20 protein-coding genes and 1 pseudogene are annotated in these 19,807 nt (G+C 70.4%); 9 read left to right on the forward strand and 12 right to left on the reverse strand.

What is annotated here, in order from left to right; translation table 11 throughout:
- Nucleotides 1-36 precede the first annotated feature (36 nt).
- Both FB457_RS14200 and FB457_RS14205 read left to right on the forward strand, forming a co-directional pair.
- Nucleotides 37-765, forward strand: a complete 729-nt coding sequence (locus FB457_RS14200; protein WP_253911222.1) for an SGNH hydrolase domain-containing protein — start codon at nucleotides 37-39, stop codon at nucleotides 763-765.
- 46 nt (nucleotides 766-811) lie between these two features.
- Nucleotides 812-2,215 (forward strand): FAD-linked oxidase C-terminal domain-containing protein, encoded by a 1,404-nt coding sequence (locus FB457_RS14205; RefSeq protein ID WP_145782087.1) that lies wholly within the window; start codon nucleotides 812-814, stop codon nucleotides 2,213-2,215.
- Nucleotides 2,216-2,239: 24 nt separating this feature from the next.
- On the opposite strand, the gene FB457_RS14210 is transcribed toward FB457_RS14205, so the two are convergent.
- A complete protein-coding gene (locus tag FB457_RS14210; protein WP_047015979.1) occupies nucleotides 2,240-2,662 on the reverse strand; it encodes an ATP-binding protein in 423 nt (140 codons plus the stop codon).
- 168 nt (nucleotides 2,663-2,830) lie between these two features.
- Between FB457_RS14210 and FB457_RS14215 the strand changes: the two genes are divergently transcribed.
- The gene (locus FB457_RS14215) at nucleotides 2,831-3,673 is read left to right on the forward strand and encodes a helix-turn-helix domain-containing protein (RefSeq protein WP_047015980.1); all 843 of its coding nucleotides are present in this window, start codon (nucleotides 2,831-2,833) and stop codon (nucleotides 3,671-3,673) included.
- A complete protein-coding gene (locus tag FB457_RS14220; RefSeq protein ID WP_047015981.1) occupies nucleotides 3,670-3,876 on the forward strand; it encodes a DUF397 domain-containing protein in 207 nt (68 codons plus the stop codon). The genes FB457_RS14215 and FB457_RS14220 overlap by 4 nt, the downstream gene beginning before the upstream one ends.
- Before the next feature lie 40 nt (nucleotides 3,877-3,916).
- On the opposite strand, the pseudogene FB457_RS14225 reads toward FB457_RS14220, so the two are convergent.
- The 4 genes and pseudogenes from FB457_RS14225 to FB457_RS14240 all read right to left on the reverse strand — a co-directional run.
- Nucleotides 3,917-4,702 (reverse strand): annotated as a pseudogene (locus FB457_RS14225) (XdhC family protein); the annotation flags it as partial.
- 124 nt (nucleotides 4,703-4,826) lie between these two features.
- On the reverse strand, nucleotides 4,827-7,040 hold the full coding sequence (locus FB457_RS14230) for a xanthine dehydrogenase family protein molybdopterin-binding subunit (RefSeq protein WP_145782089.1): 2,214 nt from the start codon (nucleotides 7,038-7,040) through the stop codon (nucleotides 4,827-4,829).
- Nucleotides 7,037-8,026 (reverse strand): FAD binding domain-containing protein, encoded by a 990-nt coding sequence (locus tag FB457_RS14235; RefSeq protein ID WP_145782091.1) that lies wholly within the window; start codon nucleotides 8,024-8,026, stop codon nucleotides 7,037-7,039. Before FB457_RS14235 ends, FB457_RS14230 begins: the two co-directional genes overlap by 4 nt.
- A gap of 2 nt (nucleotides 8,027-8,028) precedes the next feature.
- Nucleotides 8,029-8,547, reverse strand: coding sequence for a (2Fe-2S)-binding protein (locus FB457_RS14240; protein ID WP_145782093.1), 519 nt, complete (start codon nucleotides 8,545-8,547; stop codon nucleotides 8,029-8,031).
- A gap of 853 nt (nucleotides 8,548-9,400) precedes the next feature.
- Between FB457_RS14240 and FB457_RS14245 the strand changes: the two genes are divergently transcribed.
- Nucleotides 9,401-10,114 (forward strand): ISAs1 family transposase, encoded by a 714-nt coding sequence (locus tag FB457_RS14245; protein WP_145782095.1) that lies wholly within the window; start codon nucleotides 9,401-9,403, stop codon nucleotides 10,112-10,114.
- Between the two features lie 250 nt (nucleotides 10,115-10,364).
- On the opposite strand, the gene FB457_RS14250 is transcribed toward FB457_RS14245, so the two are convergent.
- The 3 genes from FB457_RS14250 to FB457_RS14260 form a co-directional block, all read right to left on the reverse strand.
- On the reverse strand, nucleotides 10,365-10,952 hold the full coding sequence (locus FB457_RS14250; RefSeq protein WP_145782097.1) for a DUF6529 family protein: 588 nt from the start codon (nucleotides 10,950-10,952) through the stop codon (nucleotides 10,365-10,367).
- A gap of 27 nt (nucleotides 10,953-10,979) precedes the next feature.
- Nucleotides 10,980-11,534, reverse strand: a complete 555-nt coding sequence (locus FB457_RS14255; protein WP_145782099.1) for a COG4315 family predicted lipoprotein — start codon at nucleotides 11,532-11,534, stop codon at nucleotides 10,980-10,982.
- 107 nt (nucleotides 11,535-11,641) lie between these two features.
- Complete coding sequence (locus FB457_RS14260) at nucleotides 11,642-12,316, reverse strand: NAD(P)-binding domain-containing protein (RefSeq protein WP_145782102.1); 675 nt, start codon at nucleotides 12,314-12,316, stop codon at nucleotides 11,642-11,644.
- Nucleotides 12,317-12,394: 78 nt separating this feature from the next.
- On the opposite strand from FB457_RS14260, the gene FB457_RS14265 reads away from it, so the two are divergent.
- From FB457_RS14265 to FB457_RS14270, 3 genes are all read left to right on the forward strand, one after another.
- Nucleotides 12,395-12,760 carry a winged helix-turn-helix transcriptional regulator gene (locus tag FB457_RS14265; protein ID WP_047019949.1) on the forward strand — a complete coding sequence of 122 codons (366 nt, stop codon included), beginning with the start codon at nucleotides 12,395-12,397 and terminating at the stop codon, nucleotides 12,758-12,760.
- A gap of 384 nt (nucleotides 12,761-13,144) precedes the next feature.
- On the forward strand, nucleotides 13,145-13,306 hold the full coding sequence (locus FB457_RS35225; protein WP_164492528.1) for a hypothetical protein: 162 nt from the start codon (nucleotides 13,145-13,147) through the stop codon (nucleotides 13,304-13,306).
- Nucleotides 13,307-13,554: 248 nt separating this feature from the next.
- On the forward strand, nucleotides 13,555-14,676 hold the full coding sequence (locus tag FB457_RS14270) for a hypothetical protein (protein ID WP_145782104.1): 1,122 nt from the start codon (nucleotides 13,555-13,557) through the stop codon (nucleotides 14,674-14,676).
- Here FB457_RS14270 and FB457_RS14275 read toward each other — a convergent pair.
- Entirely contained in the window at nucleotides 14,648-15,325 is a 678-nt protein-coding gene (locus FB457_RS14275; RefSeq protein ID WP_145782106.1) for a GyrI-like domain-containing protein, read from the reverse strand. The genes FB457_RS14270 and FB457_RS14275 overlap by 29 nt on opposite strands.
- A 25-nt stretch (nucleotides 15,326-15,350) precedes the next feature.
- Nucleotides 15,351-15,767, reverse strand: coding sequence for a YybH family protein (locus FB457_RS14280; RefSeq protein ID WP_047015989.1), 417 nt, complete (start codon nucleotides 15,765-15,767; stop codon nucleotides 15,351-15,353).
- Between the two features lie 24 nt (nucleotides 15,768-15,791).
- On the opposite strand from FB457_RS14280, the gene FB457_RS14285 reads away from it, so the two are divergent.
- On the forward strand, nucleotides 15,792-16,205 hold the full coding sequence (locus tag FB457_RS14285; protein ID WP_047015990.1) for a winged helix-turn-helix transcriptional regulator: 414 nt from the start codon (nucleotides 15,792-15,794) through the stop codon (nucleotides 16,203-16,205).
- A gap of 45 nt (nucleotides 16,206-16,250) precedes the next feature.
- Here FB457_RS14285 and FB457_RS14290 read toward each other — a convergent pair whose 3' ends face one another.
- Both FB457_RS14290 and FB457_RS14295 read right to left on the reverse strand, forming a co-directional pair.
- Complete coding sequence (locus tag FB457_RS14290; RefSeq protein ID WP_047015991.1) at nucleotides 16,251-18,032, reverse strand: DEAD/DEAH box helicase; 1,782 nt, start codon at nucleotides 18,030-18,032, stop codon at nucleotides 16,251-16,253.
- A gap of 300 nt (nucleotides 18,033-18,332) precedes the next feature.
- Nucleotides 18,333-19,793 (reverse strand): MFS transporter, encoded by a 1,461-nt coding sequence (locus FB457_RS14295; RefSeq protein ID WP_186461979.1) that lies wholly within the window; start codon nucleotides 19,791-19,793, stop codon nucleotides 18,333-18,335.
- Nucleotides 19,794-19,807: the final 14 nt, after the last annotated feature.

Raw genomic sequence — 19,807 nt, forward strand, 5'->3', positions numbered from 1 at the left:
CAGGACGAGCGGCGCCGCCCGGCGTTCCGCCCCGACGTGGAGGGGCTCCGGGCGGTGGCGCTCGGTCTCGTCCTGCTCTACCACGCGGGCGTCCCCTGGTTCCCCGGGGGATACGTCGGCGTGGACGTCTGGCTGGGAGCTGGCCGTCTGCGGGCTCCTCGCCCTGGTCCCCGCCGCCGCATGGCGCCGCGCCCTGCCCGCCGCAGGGCCGGGCGCCGGTCCCGTCGCCCGGAGGGGTGCGCTCGCCGCCGGTGCGCTGGCGGTGGCGACGAGTGGCGCGACAACGCGCTGGAGCGGATCGAGGACGAGAGCCCGGCTCTGATCATCACGGGCACGCAGGACGTCAAGACGGTCGTCGAGGACGGCAAGCGGCTCAGCGGCAAGGAGAGCGCGAAGGCGCACCAGAAGGGCTACGAGGAGACCATGGACGACCTCCTCGGCACCGGCGCCACCGTCGTCACCCTCGCCGACAACCCGTACCCGCCCGAGGACATCCCGTCCTGCGTCTCCGGCGCGGTCCGGGATCTGGACGACTGCGCGTTCTCGGAGGCGGACGGGTACGGGTACGAGCCGGTCAGCGCGCGGGCGAACGCGAAGTTCGACGAGGTGGGGCTCATCGACCCGAAGCCGGTGATGTGCAAGGACGGCACCTGCCCCGCGGTGATCGGGAACGTGATCGTGTACCGCAACGGGGCGCACATCACGGCGTCGTACATGGAGACGCTGACGGACTGGCTGGACGGCCAGCTACGCCGGGTGACCTGAGGCGGGCGGGGTTTCGCGGCGGGCGGAGGCGTTGCAGTCTGGAGCCATGAGCGATGAGGCAGCAGCCGGACACGCGACCCGGGACGAGGCAGTGCGTACCGCCCTCCTGCGGGGCCTGCCCGCCGCGGCGGTGCTGACGGACCCGGACGTCACCGTGGCGTACGCGGGCGACATGGCCGGGTTCTGCCCCTCCGGCACGCCCGCGGCGGTGGTGCTGCCGCAGACGGTCGAGCAGGTGCAGCACGTGCTGCGGACGGCGACGGAGCTGCGCGTCCCCGTCGTCCCGCAGGGCGCCCGCACGGGCCTGTCCGGCGCGGCCAACGCGGACGACGGGGCGATCGTGCTCTCGTTCGTGAAGATGGACCGCATCCTGGAGATCGACCCGGTCAACCGGATCGCCGTCGTCGAACCGGGCGTCGTCAACGCCGCGCTCTCCCGCGCGGTCGCCGCCGAGGGCCTGTTCTACCCGCCCGACCCGTCGAGCTGGGAGACGTGCACGATCGGCGGCAACATCGGCACCGGCTCGGGCGGGCTGTGCTGCGTGAAGTACGGCGTCACGGCCGAGTACGTCCTCGGCCTCGACGTCGTCCTCCCGGACGGCCGCCTGCTCACCACCGGCCGCCGCACAGCCAAAGGCGTCGCGGGCTACGACCTGACCCGGCTCTTCGTCGGCTCCGAGGGCAGCCTCGGCGCGGTCGTCGGCGCCACGCTGGCCCTCAAGCCGGCGCCGGGGCCGCAGTTGGCGCTGGCGGCGGAGTTCCCGTCGGCGGCGGCGGCGTGCGACGCGATCTGCCGGATCATGGCGGGCGGGCACGTGCCGTCGCTGCTGGAGCTCATGGACCGCATGACCGTACGGGCCGTCAACTCCCTCACGAAGATGGGCCTCCCGGAGACCACGGAAGCCCTCCTCCTCGCCGCCTTCGACACCCCGGACCCGGCCGCCGACCTCGCCGCCGTGGGCGCCCTCTGCACGGCGGCGGGCGCCACGGAGGTCGTCCCGGCGGCGGACGCGGCCGAGTCGGAACTGCTGCTCGCCGCCCGCCGCGCGGCCCTCCCCGCCCTGGAGGCGGTGAGCGGCACCACGATGATCGACGACGTCTGCGTCCCCCGCAGCCGCCTCGGCGACTTCCTCGACGGCGTCGCCGAGATCGCCGCGACGTACGACCTGACCATCGGCACCTGCGTCCACGCGGGCGACGGCAACACCCACCCCAACGTCTGCTTCGACCCGGCCGACCCGGACGAGTCGGCGCGGGCGCGGAAGTCGTTCGACGCGATCATGGCCCTGGGCCTGGACCTGGGCGGCACGATCACGGGCGAGCACGGGGTGGGGGTGCTGAAGAAGGAGTGGCTGGCGAAGGAGCTGGGGCCGGTGGGTCTGGAGCTCCAGCGGCAGATCAAGGCGGTCTTCGACCCGCTGGGCATCATGAACCCGGGCAAGCTGTTCTGACGCGGTGCCCCATGGGGCGGGACGCTACCGCCGGACCTCGGCCCAGACGGTCTTGACGACGGCGTCGGCCTGGAAGCAGCCCCAGCGCTCGGCGAACGCGGCGACGAGGACGAGCCCGCGGCCGCGATCGCTCTCGGGGTGAACCGGGCCGGGCGGGGCAGCCGTGGGGAGAGGCCGTTCGGGGCGGGCGTCGGAGATCTCGATCCGTACGACGTGCTCCATCAACCGCAGCCGCAGCCGGAAGCACCGCCCCGGATGCCGCCCGTGCACGGCCGCGTTGGCGGCCAGCTCGGCGGTCACGACGGCGACGGCCTCGGCGGTGGCCGTCGTGCGGGGGATGCCCCACGCGGCGAGTTGGTGCACGGCGAGCAGCCGGGCACGGCGGGCGCCGCGGGGGGTGGGGCTGAAGAGTGCGGCGAGGGTGGGGGCGGCGGTTGGTGCGTGCATGGAGCAACGGTGGCGGGGGTGGGGAGGGGGCGGGCAGGGCAGCTGGGCCTCAGGGGCGTTGTGTACGGGAAGGGGGCTGTTTTGTACGGGCCGATGCCCGGAACCCGCGCCGATACGTGTCGTTGTACCCGGGTAGCACGCGCGTACGACAGACAGGGGCGTGGGTAGATGGGAAACAACCGCCGCCGGGGAAAGCGCATCGATGACGACGGCAGGCCGGGGAGCTGGGTCGCGTACGGCAGGCTGCTGAAGTTCTTCCGCACGAAGGCGGGGCTGACGCAGGAGGAGTTGGCCGAGCGGATGGGGTACTCGCTGGACCACTGCGCGTCGGTGGAGCAGGGACGACGGCCGGCGAAGGCGGAGTTCACGGAGCGGGCGGAGGAGGTGGTGGAGGCGGGGGGCGTGCTCGCGGAGTTGCAGGATGAGGTGGACTTCGCCCAGTTGCCGACGTTCTTCCGGGACTTGGCGGCGTTGGAGAAGGAGGCGGTCGTCAGGTTCTCGTACGACCCCCTTGTGATCCCGGGGCTGTTGCAGACTGAGGACTACGCAAGATGCATGCTCAACGGCACCTACCCACGAGTCGACGACGAGACCGTCGACAAGTGGTTAACGGCACGCCTCGCCCGGCAAGGACTGCTCACCCGCAAAAATCCCCTGGTGACGTTCGCCTTCATCATCGAAGAGGCGACGCTGCAACGCATGGTGGGAGGCCGCGAGGTACTCCGGACACAACTCCACCGACTGCTGGATTGCGCGGAGCTGCGGAATGTCGAGATTCAGGTCATGCCGTCCGCACGCGCAGTACATGGCGGTATGAGCGGACACATGGTGCTCCTGGAGACGGCAGACGGGAAGCAGTATGTCTACACCGAGTCGCAAGGTTGCGTGATGTCCCGAGCAGGCCGGGAACAGACCGGCCACTTCTGGCTTCGTTATGGTTCAATGCGCGCGCTGGCCCTCAGTTCTGAGGAGTCGGTCCGCCTCATCGAGCAAGTGGCAGGAGAGCTATGAGCACCGCCAAGGCCGAGGCCCAGGTCCCGGGTTTGTCCTGGGCCAAGTCGAGCTACAGCAGTTCGGAAGGCGGCGACTGCATCGAGGTCGCCCCCACCCCGCACACCGTCCACGTACGCGACTCAAAGGACCCCGAGGGCCCCATACTCCGCTTCACCCCCGACGCGTGGGCTGAGTTCGTCGCGTACGCCCGTACGCTCTGACGGGCAACGCCCCGCCACCACCCCACACACCGCGGGCCGACGCGGCTCGCGGTGTGTAGCGGTGCGGCCAGTCGGTGATCACCTCGTCTGCTTCCGGGAAACGCGCCCTGGTGGCGAATGCCGGCCGTGCGTCGCACACGGTGACGTGGTAGCCGCGAACTTGCCCAGCCGTACGAGCGCCGCTGCGAAGTCGATCGCGCCGAAGACGATCAGGCGCGGAGGCGGTGCACTGGATTCGACCAGGAAGGTGAGTGGCTGAGGGCAGGAGCTTCCCTCTCCTCCTACGCCCACTGTGCCGGTGCGCCCTGCGAGGAGCATGGCTCGCGTTTCCGCCACAGCGGTGCGCGTGACCTCCACCTCGTCGCCGAGCGTTCCCTCGGACGCTCCGGTGGCCCTGACGACCAGACCACGGCCCATCAGCTCGGCGGGCCCGTCGACAACGCGGGCCAGCGCGACCGTCTCGCCCGAGCATGCGGCGGAGAGGACGGAAGCGAGTGTTTCCCGCCCCAGTTCGGTGGCGCGCACCGGTGCGATCAGGATGTCGATGACGCCTCCGCAGGTGAGGCCGACGGCGAAGGCGGTCTCACCGCTGTATCCGAAGCGTTCCAGCACTGGTTGGCCGTCTTCCAGAGCCTGTTGGCACAGCTCTTACACGGCGCCTTCGACGCAGCCGCCGGAGATCGAGCCCAGGGCCGTTCCCTCGGTGTTCACGGCGAGGGAAGTACCGGGACCCCGTGGGGCGCTGCCGCTGACCGCGACAACCGTCGCCACGGCGAAGTCGTGTCCCTGCTCGACCCACTGGCAGTTCTTCTGCGATATCCAGCATGTCGTTTTCCTTTGGCGCAGTTGCGCGAGGGAAGCTTGAGGGTGAGGGTCATGCACGTGACGCCGACACCTGCGCGGGGGTGTTGGATCCTCGTTCGGCTGCCCCGCCAGAGAATTTCGCCTCCTCAGTTCAGGATGAGCTGGTCGATTGTGATGGGCAGGGAACGGATGCGTCGTCCGGTGGCGTGGTAGACGGCGTTGCCGATCGCGGCGGCCATTCCAACCAGTCCGATTTCGCCGACTCCCTTGGTACCGGTAGCCGTCGCACGATCGGGTCCGCCGACGAAGAGCACCTCCATGTCGGGCACGTCCGCGTTGACTGCCATCAGGTAGTCGCCGAAGGTGGCGTTGGCGATGCGGCCCGTGCCTTCGTCGGTGGCGGTGGCCTCGAACATCGCCTGGCCGATTCCGCCGACCGTCCCGCCGATGATCTGGCTGGCGGCGGTCTTCTCGTTGAGGATGCGCCCGCCGTCGATCGCGGAGACCACCCGGGTTACACGCAGCAGACCCAGCTCGGGGTCGATGCGAATCTCGACGAACTTCGCTCCGAAGGCTCCGGCGAGGGCCATCCCGAGATCTTCTGGCGTGGGTGGTGTGCTCCTGCCGTCGGCGCTGAGCTCCTCCAGACCATGCCGGGCCAGGATGTCCGCGTAGGATTCCCCCTGTCCCTCGTTCCCGATGCGGTGGATACGACCGTCCGTGACCGCCACGTCATCGAGTAGGGCTCCACGCAGCGGGGAGTCGGCATCGTCGGCCACCACGTCCAGGAACTCCTGCACCAGCCGTCGGCAGGCGGCATGAACCGCGTTGCTGAGGGCCCCGGTGAGGCCGGAGCCGCCGGCCTGGGGCGAGTACGGCATGTCGGAGTCACCGAGGTCGAACCGCACCCGGCTGACGTCGAGCCCCAGCAGTTCGGCGGCCACCTGAGTCATGACCGTGTAGGTTCCGGTTCCGATATCGGTGGCGGCGCTGCGGACATAGGCCGAACCGTCGTGGCGCACGGAGGCGCGTGCCTGGCAGGGAACTCCGTAGAACGGGTAGCAGACGCCGGCCACGCCATAGCCCACGAGCCATCGGCCGTCGCGCATCGAGCCCGGTTCCGGAGTGCGCCGTGACCAGCCGAACCGCTTTGCTCCCTCGCTGTAGCACTCCCTCAGCGCCTTGCTTGACCAGGGAAGTCCCAGCACCGGGTTGTCCTCCGCATAGTTGCGCAGGCGGAACTCCAGCGGATCCATGCCGACCGCGTAGGAGACCTCGTCGATGGCGGACTCCAGGGGGAAGTTGCCCTGGGCCTCAGCGGGGCCTCGCATCGATCCGGGACAGGGGATGTTCAGCCGGGCCTGCCTGTCACGGGTCAGCACGTTGGGGCAGGCATAGGAGACAGCCGAGCTGAACGACACTGGTTCGTAGTCGTCGTCATCGATGGCCACCGAGGACACACTGTGGTGTTCGATGGCGACGAGGTCGCCTTCACGTGTCGCGCCGATCTTGATCTGATTGACGCTGTTGGGCCGGTGTCCCACCGAGGTGAACATCTCGGGTCGGGTCAGTACGAGCTTGACCGGGCGTTTGACTTGCCGGGCCGCCAGCACGGTGAGGATCACATGGGACCACATCCGCAGGCCGGCGCCGAAGGCACCTCCGACGAACGGTGCGAGGACTCTGATGCCGCTCTCGGGGATCTTGAAGACCGTGGCCAGCGAGGTACGGATGTTGTGAGGCCACTGGGTGGAATCGTGCACGGTGACCGAGTCGCCGTGCCATGAGGCAATGGTGGCCATCAGGCCCAACGGGTTGTTGGTGTTGTCGGGGGTGGTGTACGTCTCCTCGACGATGACATCCGCTTCCTTGAATCCGGTGTCGACGTCCCCGCGCTCGGTGTCCATTCCCCAGGGGTTGACGACGCTCTCGGCCCGAGGGTCCTCCACGTCGAGCACTGCCTCGTCCGCTTCGTACTCGACCCGTACCAGCCGTGCCGCGTGCCGGGCCTGTTCCGCGCTCTCGGCTACCACGATCGCGATGTGCTGCCCGTAGTGCAGGATGCGGTCGTTCTGCAGCGGTGCGGGTGGTGATGGGCCGAGCAGGGTCATGGGACCGCGTTCCAGCTTCGGTGCGGTCTCGTGCGTGATGACGGTCAGCACCCCGGATGCTGCCAGGGCCTCGGTCGCATCGATGCTGCGGATACGCCCCGCGGCGATGGTGCTCCCGACCAGTCCGGCGTGAACCATGCCGGGCATGGAGAAGTCGTTGGGGTAGGGAGCTGCTCCGGTCACCTTCACCGGGGCGTCCACGCGGTCAATGCCCGCTCCGACGATCTTGCCGGCTTCGAGAGTCGTCATGACTGTGCTCCTGCAACGGTCTCAAGCGTGCGGACAAGGGTGCGTTTGGCCAACTCCACCTTGAACGCGGTCCCGGGCAGGGGCCGGGCGCCTTCAAGGGCTGCCTCGGCCGCCGAGCGGAACGACTCCGTATCTGCGCGGGAGCCACGCAGGACGTCCTCGGCGGCCCAAGCGCGCCAGGGAATGGTGCCTACGCCGCCGAGTGCGACGCGGGCTTCCCGGATCCGGCCGTCCTCGATCACGAGTACCACGCCGGCCGAGGTCAGGGCGAACTCGTAGGAGACACGGTCACGCACCTTGAGGTAGTGCGTCCGTGCCGCTGCTGGGATCAGGGGGATCTCGATCGCCGTGATCAGTTCACCGTGCTGCAGCACATTCTCGACGTGCGGTGTGTCGTGTGGCGGCAGGTAGAACTGGGGCAGCGGGATCGACCGCATGCCCTCGACACCCTGCGTGTGGACGACTGCGTCGAGGGCCACCAGCGTGACCGCGACGTCGGAGGCGTGCAGAGCGATGCAGTGATCGCTGGTGCCCATGATGGCGTGCATGCGATGGATGCCGTTGATGGCAGCGCACCCGGACCCGGGGTTCCGCTTGTTGCAGGCCGGGACGGTGGGGTCCCGGAAGTACCGGCACCGGGCTCGCTGCAGCAGGTTGCCGCCCATAGTGGCCATGTTGCGCAACTGTGTGGATGCCCCAAGCAGCAGGGCCTCGCGCACGAACGGCAGACGTTCGCGGACAACGGAGTCCGCTGCGAGTTCCTCCATCGTCGTCAGCGTGCCCACGCGGATCGCGCCCTCGGTGTGGGTGATCCCCTTGAGAGGAAGACCGGTGATGTCAAACAGTCTTCCGGGGCGGAGCACCCCGTCCTTCATCAGGTCCAGCTGCGTCGTCCCGCCGGCAAGGAACGACGCGTGCGGATCAGCGGCAACCGCGGCCACAGCCTGGCCGGGGTCACCTGCCAGGGTGTACTCGAAGGGGTGCACGTTCAGTTCCCCTCTTTGACTTCGCGGATTGCCGCTCGGATATTCTGATAGGCGCCGCAGCGACAGATGTTGCCGCTCATGAACTCGCGGATATCCGCCTCGGTGTCAGCACGCCCTTCCTCCATCAGGCAGACCGCGGACATGATCTGCCCCGGGGTGCAGTAGCCGCATTGGAAGGCGTCATGCTGGGCGAAGGCGGCCTGCAGAGGATGCAACTCGCCATCGGCGGACAGCCCCTCGATCGTGGTGATCTCCCGCCCCTGGTACTGGGCGGCCAGGCCGAGGCACGACAGCACTCGTTTGCCATCGGCAATGACCGTACAGGCACCGCACGTGCCCTGGTCACACCCCTTCTTCGCTCCGGTCAGGGCCAGGTGATCACGCAGCGCGTCAAGCAGCGTGACACGTGCGTCGACCTTGATGGAGTAGGAGGCTCCGTTGACCTTGAGCGTGATATCAGCTTGCGGTGGCCCAGGAGGTGACTGGCCGGACAACCGCGACTCAGCCTCGACATGCTTCATGGTGCCTCACTTATGTGTCCGGAAGAAAACGTCCACTGCGAAAAAGGAAGCTCTCAGATTTATCCGAAGGTTTCACTCTGAAAGAGTCGCCGCCAACCGTACGCAGACAGATGCACACAGTCCTGAGAATGCGGGACCACCCTCGCCAGGCATTAGCCGCATCGTTCCACGGCCGGCTACGGGCGGCAACGAGACACACCTGAGGAGGAAATAAACAATGCCGACGCGTACACTCCCTCATTCCACCCGTGTGGCGCTCGGCTCGGGTAGCCACGGACAGGTCACGGCTTGCCACAGGATTCGGTCCGAGACCGGGGCGATGTGCCGATGCGCTCAACGCCTGTAGGCGGCGAGCTGTCGGTCGGTCAGGGCGTGGCATCGCGGGTTCCTGCGCATCGGGCGCCGGCGCAGTCGGCGTGTGCTCGTCGTAGTAGGTGCCGTTGTCGTTCGAGGCCGAAGCCACGGTGACGACGTTGGTCGCCGCCCACTCGGGCGACCCGCCTCCGACGGAGAACATTGCATGGAGAAGCTCGGTAGCCATCACGCCCGGGTGCACGCTTACTGCCGTGGAGACTCCGGACGGCAGGTGCCTGGCCAGCCAGCCTGTGTACGTGACGAGGGCGAGCTTGGAACGGGCGTACGCCGCCGACGGGCTGTAGGTGTGGTGCGCGAGGTTGGGATCATCGAGGCCAAAGAGCTGGAGAAGTGCGTCGCCGAGGCTACGTTGACGATCCTGCGGACAGCGATGTCTGCGCACAGCAACGAGGTGAGCAGGACCGGTGCGAGGTAGTTAGCCTGCCACGTCGCCTCAAGGCCGTTGCTCCGCGACTCACGGCCGGCGGGCGGGAAGGCAGTGTGGCTGCTGGCCGCGATGGACCACACCGGAAGGGTCCTCGGGCAGCGACAGATCGACGCGGAGAGCAACGGGACACCCGCATTCGTCCCGCTCCTGCACGACCTCGACTTGGACAACACCGTGATCACCGCCGACGCGGCGCACACGCAGCACGCGAACGGCCGGTGGCTGCGCGACCGTGGCGCCCACTACATCGCTGCCGTCAAGGGCAACCACCCCGGCCTGCTCCAGCAGTTGAGAAGCCTGCCGGGGGCCGGCATCGCCCTGGACCACAAGGACCGAACCAAGGGCCGGGGCCGACTCGAGGTCCGGCACCTGAAGGCTCCCACGTTCCGGCAGCTGAACTATCCCGGCGCCCGCCAAGCCCTGCGCGTCATGCGCTGGCGCAAGGACCACACCAGCGCAAAGACCACCATCGAGCGCCTCTACTTCGTCACCAGCCTCCCACCCGGCGCGGCATCCGGCGCCCAGATCACCGCCTGGATCCGCGGCCACTGGAAGATCGAGAACCAACTCCACCACGTCCGCGACACCACGTTTGCCGAGGACGCCTCCAGAATCCGTACCGGCAGTCTTCCCCGCGTGATGGCCAGCCTGCGCAACCTCGCGATCAGCGTGTTCCGCCAGGACGACCACACCAACATCGCCACTGCCTGCCGCTACACCGCCCGCGATCCACAACGACCCCTCACAGCCCTCGGGATCACGTGATCAATCGGACAGATCGACTACACGCAAAGACCCGGGACGGTTACACAGACCCGAGAGCCGAAGGAGGAACTCAAGAAGCGGCTGGGCGCCCCAGTCTTTCGCGAGCGCGACGGCCCCTCGGTCGCGCGCAAAGCCCGGGAGCACGATCTGATCTCTGCTCTCGAAGGGAAGAACGACTCGTACACCGACTTCATCAATGACCTCAAGGGATGGACCTGAGCGTCAGGGCAGAGCGTCGCTGAGACGGTCGCTACAGACCGGGAACCGCGTACTCGTTGAGGACCCACAGCGGCGCCGAGTACCACAGCACCCCGATGGCGGCGAACAGCGTGCTGCCCGCCGCCGGGAGCAGCCAGCCGGGCAGGTGGCGGCTGTGGACGACCAGGACCTTGGCGACGAAGGCTCCGTACAGCGCGCACCCGGCGACGGAGTGCAGATAGACGCGGGTGCTGCTGGTTTCCACGCCGTAGGTGCGGACGCAGTGGTAGGCGATGGGCACCGACAGCACGAAGGCCCCCCAGCCGATCACGCGGTGCGTGAGGCGGACGCGGCGGGGGGCGGCGGTGAGGCCGCCGCGCCGCCCGTACATCAGCAAGGCGAGCAGAACCTGGATGACGGCGAGGCCGAACAGGGCTGTGCCCAGACGGGCCTTGAGGGTGACGGCGCCTTCGCCCTCTTCGCCGAAGAGGCTCGTCGCGTACTCGGGGGTGTGGTGCTGACCGACCAGCCAGATCGCCACCCCCGTGGCCACCGGCAGCAGGGCGCCGAGGGCGAAGAAGACGCGGTGTGCCCGAGTGGGGCGGCGGGGGGCTCGGTGGCGCCCGGTCTTCGACGGCATGTCGATCGCCCGTCCGACAGGCGGTGACTAGTAGCCCGTGCCGCCCTCGCCGCCCTTCTCGACCTCTTTGCCGTCGGCGTCGAGGACGAACCACTTGGCGCCGAACTGGTCGAGGCCCTGGCCGTTGGTGTCGCCGGCCTTGGAGTCGCCCTGGAAGCGGTAGAGCGGGTGCCCGTTGTACGTGACCTGGGTCTTGCCGTCGGAGCGCTTCGACGTGTCGATGAGCTTGGACTTCGCCGAGCCGTCGGTCTCGGGGGTCCCGGAGGTCAGCAGCGGCGGCCAGGCTTTCGCGCAGGCTCCGTCGCAGGTCGAAGTGGTCGACTTGTCCTTCTCGAAGAGGTAGAGGGTACGCCCCTTCTCGTCGACCAGGATGGTGCCGAGCCTGTCGGAGGAAGCGGTCTTCACCGTGGCCCTGTCGCCGGCGGCCTGCGCGACCTTCGACGCCTTGGCGGACGCCTTGGCCGAGGCTTCGGTCGACGGCGTCGAGGCGGAGGAATCGCCGTCGCTGTCGGAACATCCACTGACGGTGGTGATCATCGCGATCGCGGCCGCACCCACGACGGCCAGGCGGATACGCCTCATCTCAGCTCCACAAGTCGTGCGGCCCGACGCTCACGGGACCGAATGACCGCATATTGCCTGATTGTGGGTTTTCTGCGGATCATGGTTCGCGCGGGGCGCCGCGAGATTCACCGGAGTGGCGGAGGCAAGGCGCCGCCACGGCCGGCTGCATAGGCGAGGGGCGGGGCTATCGCTTGGACGTCGGCGCCTTCGCCTACCCAGAGGGCGATGAACAGCGCGGCGGTCGCTTCGAGGAGCCCGGCGCGGTCGAGGCCGCCGCCGGGGACGGGGTCGCAGCCGATGTCGCGTACCAACTCGCGTACGAGCGCGAGGGCCGCGGGGTCGTCGCCGCAGAGCGGCACGGCGAGGGGGCGGCCGTCGAAGACGGGCGGACGCATGCGCCAGACGTCCTCGTGGCAGAGGTTGAACGCTTTGACCACGCGGGCGCCGGGGGCGGCCGCGGCGAGGAGCCGGGCGGCCGAGGGGCCGCCGTCCGTGAGCAGGCGGAAGCCGGGACCGACGGGGTTGGAGCAGTCGAGGAGCACCTTGCCGTCCAGGGCGGTGCGCAGCTCCCGTACGACGGGCACGCCCGCGCCGAAGGGCAGGGCGGCGAGGACGACGTCCTGGCCGCCCTCGACGGCGGCGCGGAGGCCGCCGGCCGTGGTGGCGCCGCCGAGGCGGGCGGCGAGGTGCCGGGCCTTGCGGGTGTCGCGTCCGCCGATGGTGAGGTGGTGCCCGGCGCGTACCCAGTGGGAGGCGAGGGCGTGGGCCATGTTGCCGGTCCCCAATATGCCGATGTTCATCGCGTGTTCCGTTTCGCGTGGGTGCTGGAAGGCGGGTTCGGAACGACGTTAGAAGGCGGGGCAGGCACCATTTGGTACGTGACGACTGACGCGTTTCTCGCCGACTGCCGGGCCCGCCTCGCTTTCGACCTGCTCTCCAACACGTGGAACGCCGTGGTGCTGTGGGCGCTGCGCGACGGCCCCCGGAGGCCGGTGGAACTGCGGGCGAGGATCGGCGGCATCAGCTCGAAGGTCCTGACGGAGACACTGCGGCGGTTGCAGTTCAACGGCTTGGTCGAACGGGATGTGCGGCCGGGGGCGGCGGGACGGGTGGAGTACGGGCTGACGGAGCTGGGGGAAAGCTTGCTGACGCCGATCGGCGCGTTCGGGGCGTGGGCGTTCGCACACGGGGACGAGGTGATGGCGGCCCAGGAGGCGTCGTGCGCGTCATCGGGGGAGGGATAGGGCCCGGCTCGGGCCCGTACACCCCTCGCCCGCACATCCCACACGCCCGCCCAAGGGATGCGGAGGGTCTGATGGGTCCCCTCCCGTTACGTCCGCTCACGCCCGCACATCGGCTTGCCCGCATGTCCCCTCACACCCACCCAAGGGTATGCGCCCGGACTGACAACGCGGGGGGCATCAGGGCGCTGAGCTGGTACGTCAAGTCTGTGCGGGCCGGGTACGGGGGTACGGTGGCGGGCCGGCGGTGCTGCGTCAGGGGAGCCTGCGTACCGGGGGGGAGCGGCGAAGGGAAAAGGGCGTCGCAGGGGCTCCCCCCGGGCCACCCCGCTCGTGTGGAGGGGCGCGACCGACAACGTCGACTTCCCGCGCGGATTGCGGTACCGGGTGACCACCGACGGCGGCACCGACCACCTCATCGCCGGCAGGACCTTCTACGGCGACCATCCCAACATCGGCGACCCGCCGCTCACCGGCTGCACCATCACCGTCCGCGCCATCGACAGCTCGGGCAACGTCTCGGCGCCGCGCTCCGCCGACTTCTGCTGAACCACCGGCCCGCTCTCCCCCGGTCCATCCGCGGTGGCGGGGAAGCACCGCTTCCCCGCCACCGCGGCCGCCCGCCCCCGCCCCTTCACCGTGCGAACGTGCTGATGAAGGGGGCTTTCATGCGCGTTGCCGGATTTTCCCTCGGCGGGGGCGAGTTCCCCACATGGATGAAGGAGGCGTGAGAACTGCTTCATACAAGGGCACCCCGGGCAGTTCACCCTCGTCGCCTGCCGTTAATCTCCGCGCTTATGACCGACCTTGAGATACACCAGCCGGACGCGGACGGCACCGGCGGCGGACCCGCCGATTCCGCGTCCAAGACCAAGGCTGACGCCGACGCCGACGGGGGTGGCGGGGGGAACGGGCCCGGCAGGCAGCGCGAAGGGGGCCGCCGGGGTACCGAAGCCGCCGAAGGCGCAGATGTCACCGAAGCTGCCGAAGCCGCCGACGTCGCCGAGGCCGCCGAGACCGCAGAGACCGCAGAGACCGCAGAGACCACCGACGTCGCCGCAACGGGCCCAGTCGCCGACACCGCGGTCGTCGCGGGCACCGCCCCAGTCGCCGGCACCGCCCCAGTCGCCGACATCGACGCAACCGGCCCCGCCGGCCCCGTCGCCGAAGCCGCCCCACCCCCCGCCCGGCGCTGGGTCCTCTGGGGCGCCGGGGGCCTCACCGTCCTCGTGCTCGCCGCCGATCTCCTCACCCGCGGCTTCAACCACTTCGAGCCCATACCCGGCGTCCGCCGCATGGTCAACGTCGACCTCGAAGCCAACCTCGCGACCTGGTGGAACAGCACCCTCCTCCTCGCCGTCGCCGGCGTCGCCCTCGCCGCCGCGCTGCTCAGCGGGCGCGGTGCCCGTCCCAGCCGGCTGTCGTGGCTCGGGTTCTCCGCCGCCACCGCGACGCTCAGCATCGACGAGACCGTCTCCCTCCACGAACGCCTCGGCGAGGTCGGCAAGTCGTGGAAGGACACCGCGGGCGTGGCGCTTCCGTCGCACGCCTGGGTGCTGCCCGGGGCGATCCTCGCCGTGGCGGGCATCGTGGTCGCGGTGGTGTGGGCGCGGCGGCTGCCGCGGGATCTGCGGTTCGGGCTGCTGGGGGCGCTCGGGGTGTATCTGGGGGGCGCGCTGGTCGTCGAAGCGTTCAACGGCTGGGCGCACAAGAACGACCACAGCCTCACGCTCATGCTCGGCACCCTCGTCGAGGAGGGCCTGGAGATGGGCGCCTGCGTCGTCGCCCTCGCCGTCCTCGGCCGCTACGTCGTCGTGGAGCACGACCCGGTCACCGGCCGGATCTCGGCCTTTCTCCGCTACGAGCGCACCCGGCACCCCGAGCGCGCGGTCACTCCGCCCGTTCGACAGGCTGCCTGAGTACGGTCTTCAGCTTCTCCGGCCGGGCGCGCCGCGGGTCGCTCAGGTAGACCTCGTGGTGGTGCCCGGTCATCCGGAGGCCGTTCGCGGCCAGGTACTTGTCGTGGAGCCTGGCCAGCGCGGGCCCTTCGTCGTCGTACGGGCCCACGTGCAGGAGCTGCGCGCTGGTGCCCTCGCGAAGCGAGTCGGCGCGGAGCAGCGGCAGCGCGGGCAGAGCGGCGGCGCCCTTCTTCGCGAGCGCCGCCCGCTTCGCCTCCTCGACGAAGTCGTCGGTGATCCACTCCGGCAGGCTGATCAGCATGCGCCACTGCCAGGCGCCCTTGTCCCGCGCCACGAACACCTCCGGGCGGTCCGCCCACCACAGCCCTTCGAGCGGTCCGACGACGAAGTCCCGGCCCAGGGTGCGCTTGCTGGCGAACTTCACCGTGTACGCGACCGCGTAGAGCGCTTCGACGGCCCGGGCGTAGCGGGCGCTCGTGTTGGGGTCGCCCTCACCGTCGACGGCGAGGAAGCGCTGCGCCGGTACGTCGACCAGCTCCCAGTCGGTGTTCTTCGGCGCGTAGAGATGCCTGAGCGCGCGCTTGACATCGTACTTGCCGCCGTACGTGCCGTCGTACGTTCCGTCGGACCGGCTGTCGGAAGAGGGCATGGCGCAGCCTAGCCCGGCGGGTCCGTCACGCCGCGGCCGCCGTACCGAAAGGGTTGTCGATCACGTACCGCCATACCCCGTCCGCTCCCCTGCGGGCGACGTCGGTGGCGGTGCCCTCGATGCGGACGTGCGCCCCGTCCTTCCCCTTCCCGTCGAGGACCCAGTCGACGACGAGCAGCGCGGTGTCCCCGGTGGCGTACACCTGCCGCGGCTCGACCCGGATGGGCACGCCCAGCGCCTGGAACTCGGTGTTGGCCGCCACCAGCTCCCTCCCCGAGACGCAGGTGCCGGGGCGGGGAACGAAGACGGCGTCGTCGGCGTAGATCCGGGAGAGGGTTTCGGGGCTGCCGGAGTTGAACGCGGCGGCGAAGGCGTACGGGAGCTGCTCGGCCTCGTACGGGCGGAGGGAGCCGGCGTGGCCGGGGCGCGGGTGAGTGGTCATGGACGCAGCCAAGCCGACCGCGGCGTGGCTCACCAAACGGAAACCGACGGTGCGGACCGCGGAACGCGGGACGCGGAGACGTGGGACGAAGAACTGGTCCCGACCCCCGCCGGGCGCACGTGCCGGCCCGAGCCGGACTGCCCGGTGGAGATCGCGCTCGACGCGGTCGCCGGCCGCTGGACGACGCTGGTGCTGCGCGAACTGACAGGCGGCCCGCACTCCTTCGGTGCCCTGCGCGCCGGGCTGCCGGAGATCAGCCCGAAGGTGCTCAGCGAGCGGCTGGCCGCGCTGCGCGACCGCGGGCTCGTCCTCCAGGAGCGGCTCCCGGGCTTTCCCGTCCGTACGCGCTACACCCTCACCCCCGCCGGACGGGCGCTGCGTCCGCTGCTCGTGGAGCTGTACCGCACCGGGGCGGAACTGACCCGGCTCCGCGACTGACTCCCCGCCCTGCCCCGTCCCGGCCCCTCCCGTCCCAGTCCGGGCTCACTTCATCCGCGTGGCCCACTCCCGCACCTTGGCTATCCGCTGCCGGATCTGCCCCGGCGTCGCCTCCGCGCTCGGCGGGCCGCCGCAGACGCGGCGCAGCTCGGTGTGGATCACCCCGTGCGGCTTGCCGCTCTGGTGGACGTAGGCTCCGACCAGGGAGTTCAGCTCCTTGCGCAGCTCCATCAGCTCGCGGTGCGTGACCACGGGGCGCCGGTCGGCGGGTAGTTCCAGCAGGTCCGCGTCCTCCGCCGGCTTCTTCCTGCTGTGCGCGATCTGGCGCGCCTGCCGCTTCTGCAGCAGCAGTTGGACCTGGTCGGGCTCCAGCAGCCCGGGGATGCCGAGGTAGTCCTGCTCCTCCTCGCTGCCGGGGTGGGCCTGCATGCCGAACTCGGCGCCCTCGTAGACGACCCGGTCGAAGACCGCGTCCGACTCCAGTGCCTCGAAGGGAAGTTCGTCCTGGTCGCCGGTCTCTTCGTCCTGCTGCTTCTCGGCCTCGGCGAGTTCCTTCTCGCTCTCGGCGTACGGGTCCTCCTCGCCGTCCCGCTTCGGCTTGTCGAGGACGTGGTCGCGCTCGACCTCCATCTCGTGCGCGAAGCCGAGCAGCGCGGGGATCGTCGGCAGGAACACGGACGCGGTCTCGCCGCGCCTGCGCGACCGTACGAACCTGCCCACCGCCTGCGCGAAGAACAGCGGCGTCGAGATCGTCGTCGCGTACACCCCGACCGCGAGCCGCGGCACGTCCACGCCCTCCGACACCATCCGCACCGCGACCATCCAGCGGTCCCCGGAGTCCGTGAACTCGTCGATACGCTTCGACGCGCCCGCGTCGTCGGAGAGCACGACGGTGGCGCGGTGCCCGGTGATCTCCTTGATCAACTTCGCGTAGGCACGGGCGGAGTCCTGGTCGGCGGCGATGACGAGGCCGCCGGCGTCGGGGATGCCGCGGCGGATCTCGGTGAGGCGGCGGTCGGCGGCGCTGAGGACGTTGGGCATCCAGTCGCCGCGCGGGTCGAGTGCGGTGCGCCACGCCTGGGCGGTGGCGTCCTTGGTCATCGGCTCGCCGAGACGCGCGGCGATCTCGTCGCCCGCCTTGGTGCGCCAGCGCATGTTGCCGCTGTAGGAGAGGAAGATGACGGGGCGCACGACGCCGTCGCCGAGGGCGTTGCCGTAGCCGTAGGTGTAGTCGGCGGAGGAGCGGCGGATGCCGTCGTTGCCCTCTTCGTAGACGACGAAGGGGATGGGGTTGGTGTCCGAGCGGAAGGGGGTGCCGGTGAGCGCGAGCCGCCGGGTCGCGGGCTCGAACGCCTCCAGGCACGCCTCGCCCCAGGAGCGGGAGTCGCCGGCGTGGTGGATCTCGTCGAGGATGACGAGCGTCTTGCGCTGCTCGCAGCGGTTGCGGTGCAGCATGGGCCGTACGCCTACGCCGGCGTAGGTGACGGCCACGCCCTGGTAGCTCTTGCCGACCGGCCCCGCGCTGTACTCGGGGTCGAGCCGGATGCCGATACGGGCGGCGGCCTCGGCCCACTGGGTCTTGAGGTGCTCGGTGGGCGCGACGACGGTGATCTGCTGCACGACGTGGTGGTGCAGCAGCCAGGAGGCGAGGGTGAGCGCGAAGGTCGTCTTGCCGGCGCCGGGGGTGGCGACGGCGAGGAAGTCGCGCGGCTGGGACTGCAGATAGCGGTCCATGGCCGCTTCCTGCCAGGCACGCAGCTTGCCGGCGGTGCCCCAGGGGGCACGGCCGGGGAAGGCCGGTGAGAGGTGATGAGAGGTGGTGCTCACGGTCTCCGGGTGGGGTCGGTCGTCACTGGCGGCTGCACGTCGGCAACCGCGTCAGCCTACCGCCGCCCCGCGCACCACCCGCGGCACACCGGACGAGAGGAGCCTCACACGAACCCGTACCGGGAGACGTCCGGTTCACGTCGCGACGCGAGGCGACGGGTGTCGAAGCGATACGACGCGAAGCGGTGCAGCTCGAAGGAGTTCGCATCGAAGCGGTTCGCACCGAGACGACACGACACGACCCGTGACGCATCGGCGCACCGCCCCTCCGAGCCCGTACGCCCCCTGCTCCCGTACGCCTCAGCCCGTAACCGTCTTCGCCCCCGGCGCCGTACGCAGTCTCCCCGCCACCGCCGCGCCGACCAGGGCCACCGCCGCCATCGGCAGCAGCACCGCCACGAACGCGCCCGCGTGGGCGTCGCCGCCGGCGCCCAGGGCGCCGTGGCCGACGGCCGCGCCGCCGAGGGCGGCGAAGATGACGCCCGCGACGGCCAGGAGGACGACGTTGGCGAGGCTGTCGGAGAGCTGGAGGGCGGCGGAGTTGGTGCCGGCCTCCTCGGGGGCGGAGAGCTTCAGGAGCAGCACGCTCGTACCGGAGATGACCATCCCCATCCCGTAGCACCCGAAGGCCCACTCGACGGGGACGATCCACACCGGCAGCGACTCCACCAGCACCAGCGGCGCCGTCGCTATCGCCGTGGCCGCCAGCAGCATGCCGATGCGGACGAGCTGCGTCCGGTACGGATCCAGCCGGGGCCGCGCCTGCGTCCAGGAGCCCAGCGCCCACGTCGCCCCGCCGACCGCCAGGCACATGCCGGCCTCGGTCACCGACAGCCCGCGCTGGGTGACCAGCATCAGCGGCACGAAGCTCTCCGCGGCGATGAACGACCCGGACGCGATGCCGCGCATCAGCACCACGGTGGGCAGCCCGCGCGCGGCGACGTACGTGCCCCGCGGGAGCAGCACCCGCACCGCGGGCACCAGCAGCGCGACCCCGGCCAGCGCCGGCAGCAGCGAGAGCCAGCGCAGGTCCTGCCCCGCGTACTGCAGCAGCCCGCCGCCCGCCGCGATGGCCAGCGCGAGCCGGACACGGCGCCGGTCGAGGGCGGGCGGCGCGGCGGGGTCGACGGGGCCGCGGGCGCGGCGGCGTATCGCGGGGAGGGCGACGACCAGCGGGACGACGACCAGCGGCGGTATGCCGAGGAAGACCCAGCGCCACCCCACGTGCTCCGTGACACCGCCGGCCGCCAGCGGCCCCACGACCGACGGCACCACCCACGACGCGGCGAACGCGGCGAGGATCGACGGCCGCAGCCGCTCCGGATACGCCCGGCTCACGGTGACGTACAGCGCGACGATCACCAGCCCGCCGCCGAGCCCCTGCACCGCCCGCCCGGCGACGAACGCCCACATCGTCTGCGCGGTCCCGGAGATCACCAGCCCGGCCGCGAACGCGCCGATCCCGGCGGTCAGCGGCCGCAGCGGCCCGCTGCTGTCGCACCACTGGCCGGAGAAGACCATGGCGAAGAGCGCGGTGGTGTAGAAGGCGGAGAAGGCGTAGGCGTAGAGCCCGATGCCGTCCAGGTCGTGCGCGGCGACGGGCATCGCGGTGCCCACGGCGGTGGCCTCGAACGCGATGAGCAGGACGACGGTGACGATCCCGATGCTGAGCGCCCGGTACGGCCGCCGCAGCACGCCCTCGGGGGCGGGCGGGGAGCCGGCGGGAGCGACGTCGGTGTCGCGCGATTCGAGGCTGGCCATGAGCAGCAGGGTAA

This window comes from Streptomyces sp. CNZ287 (assembly GCF_007827615.1).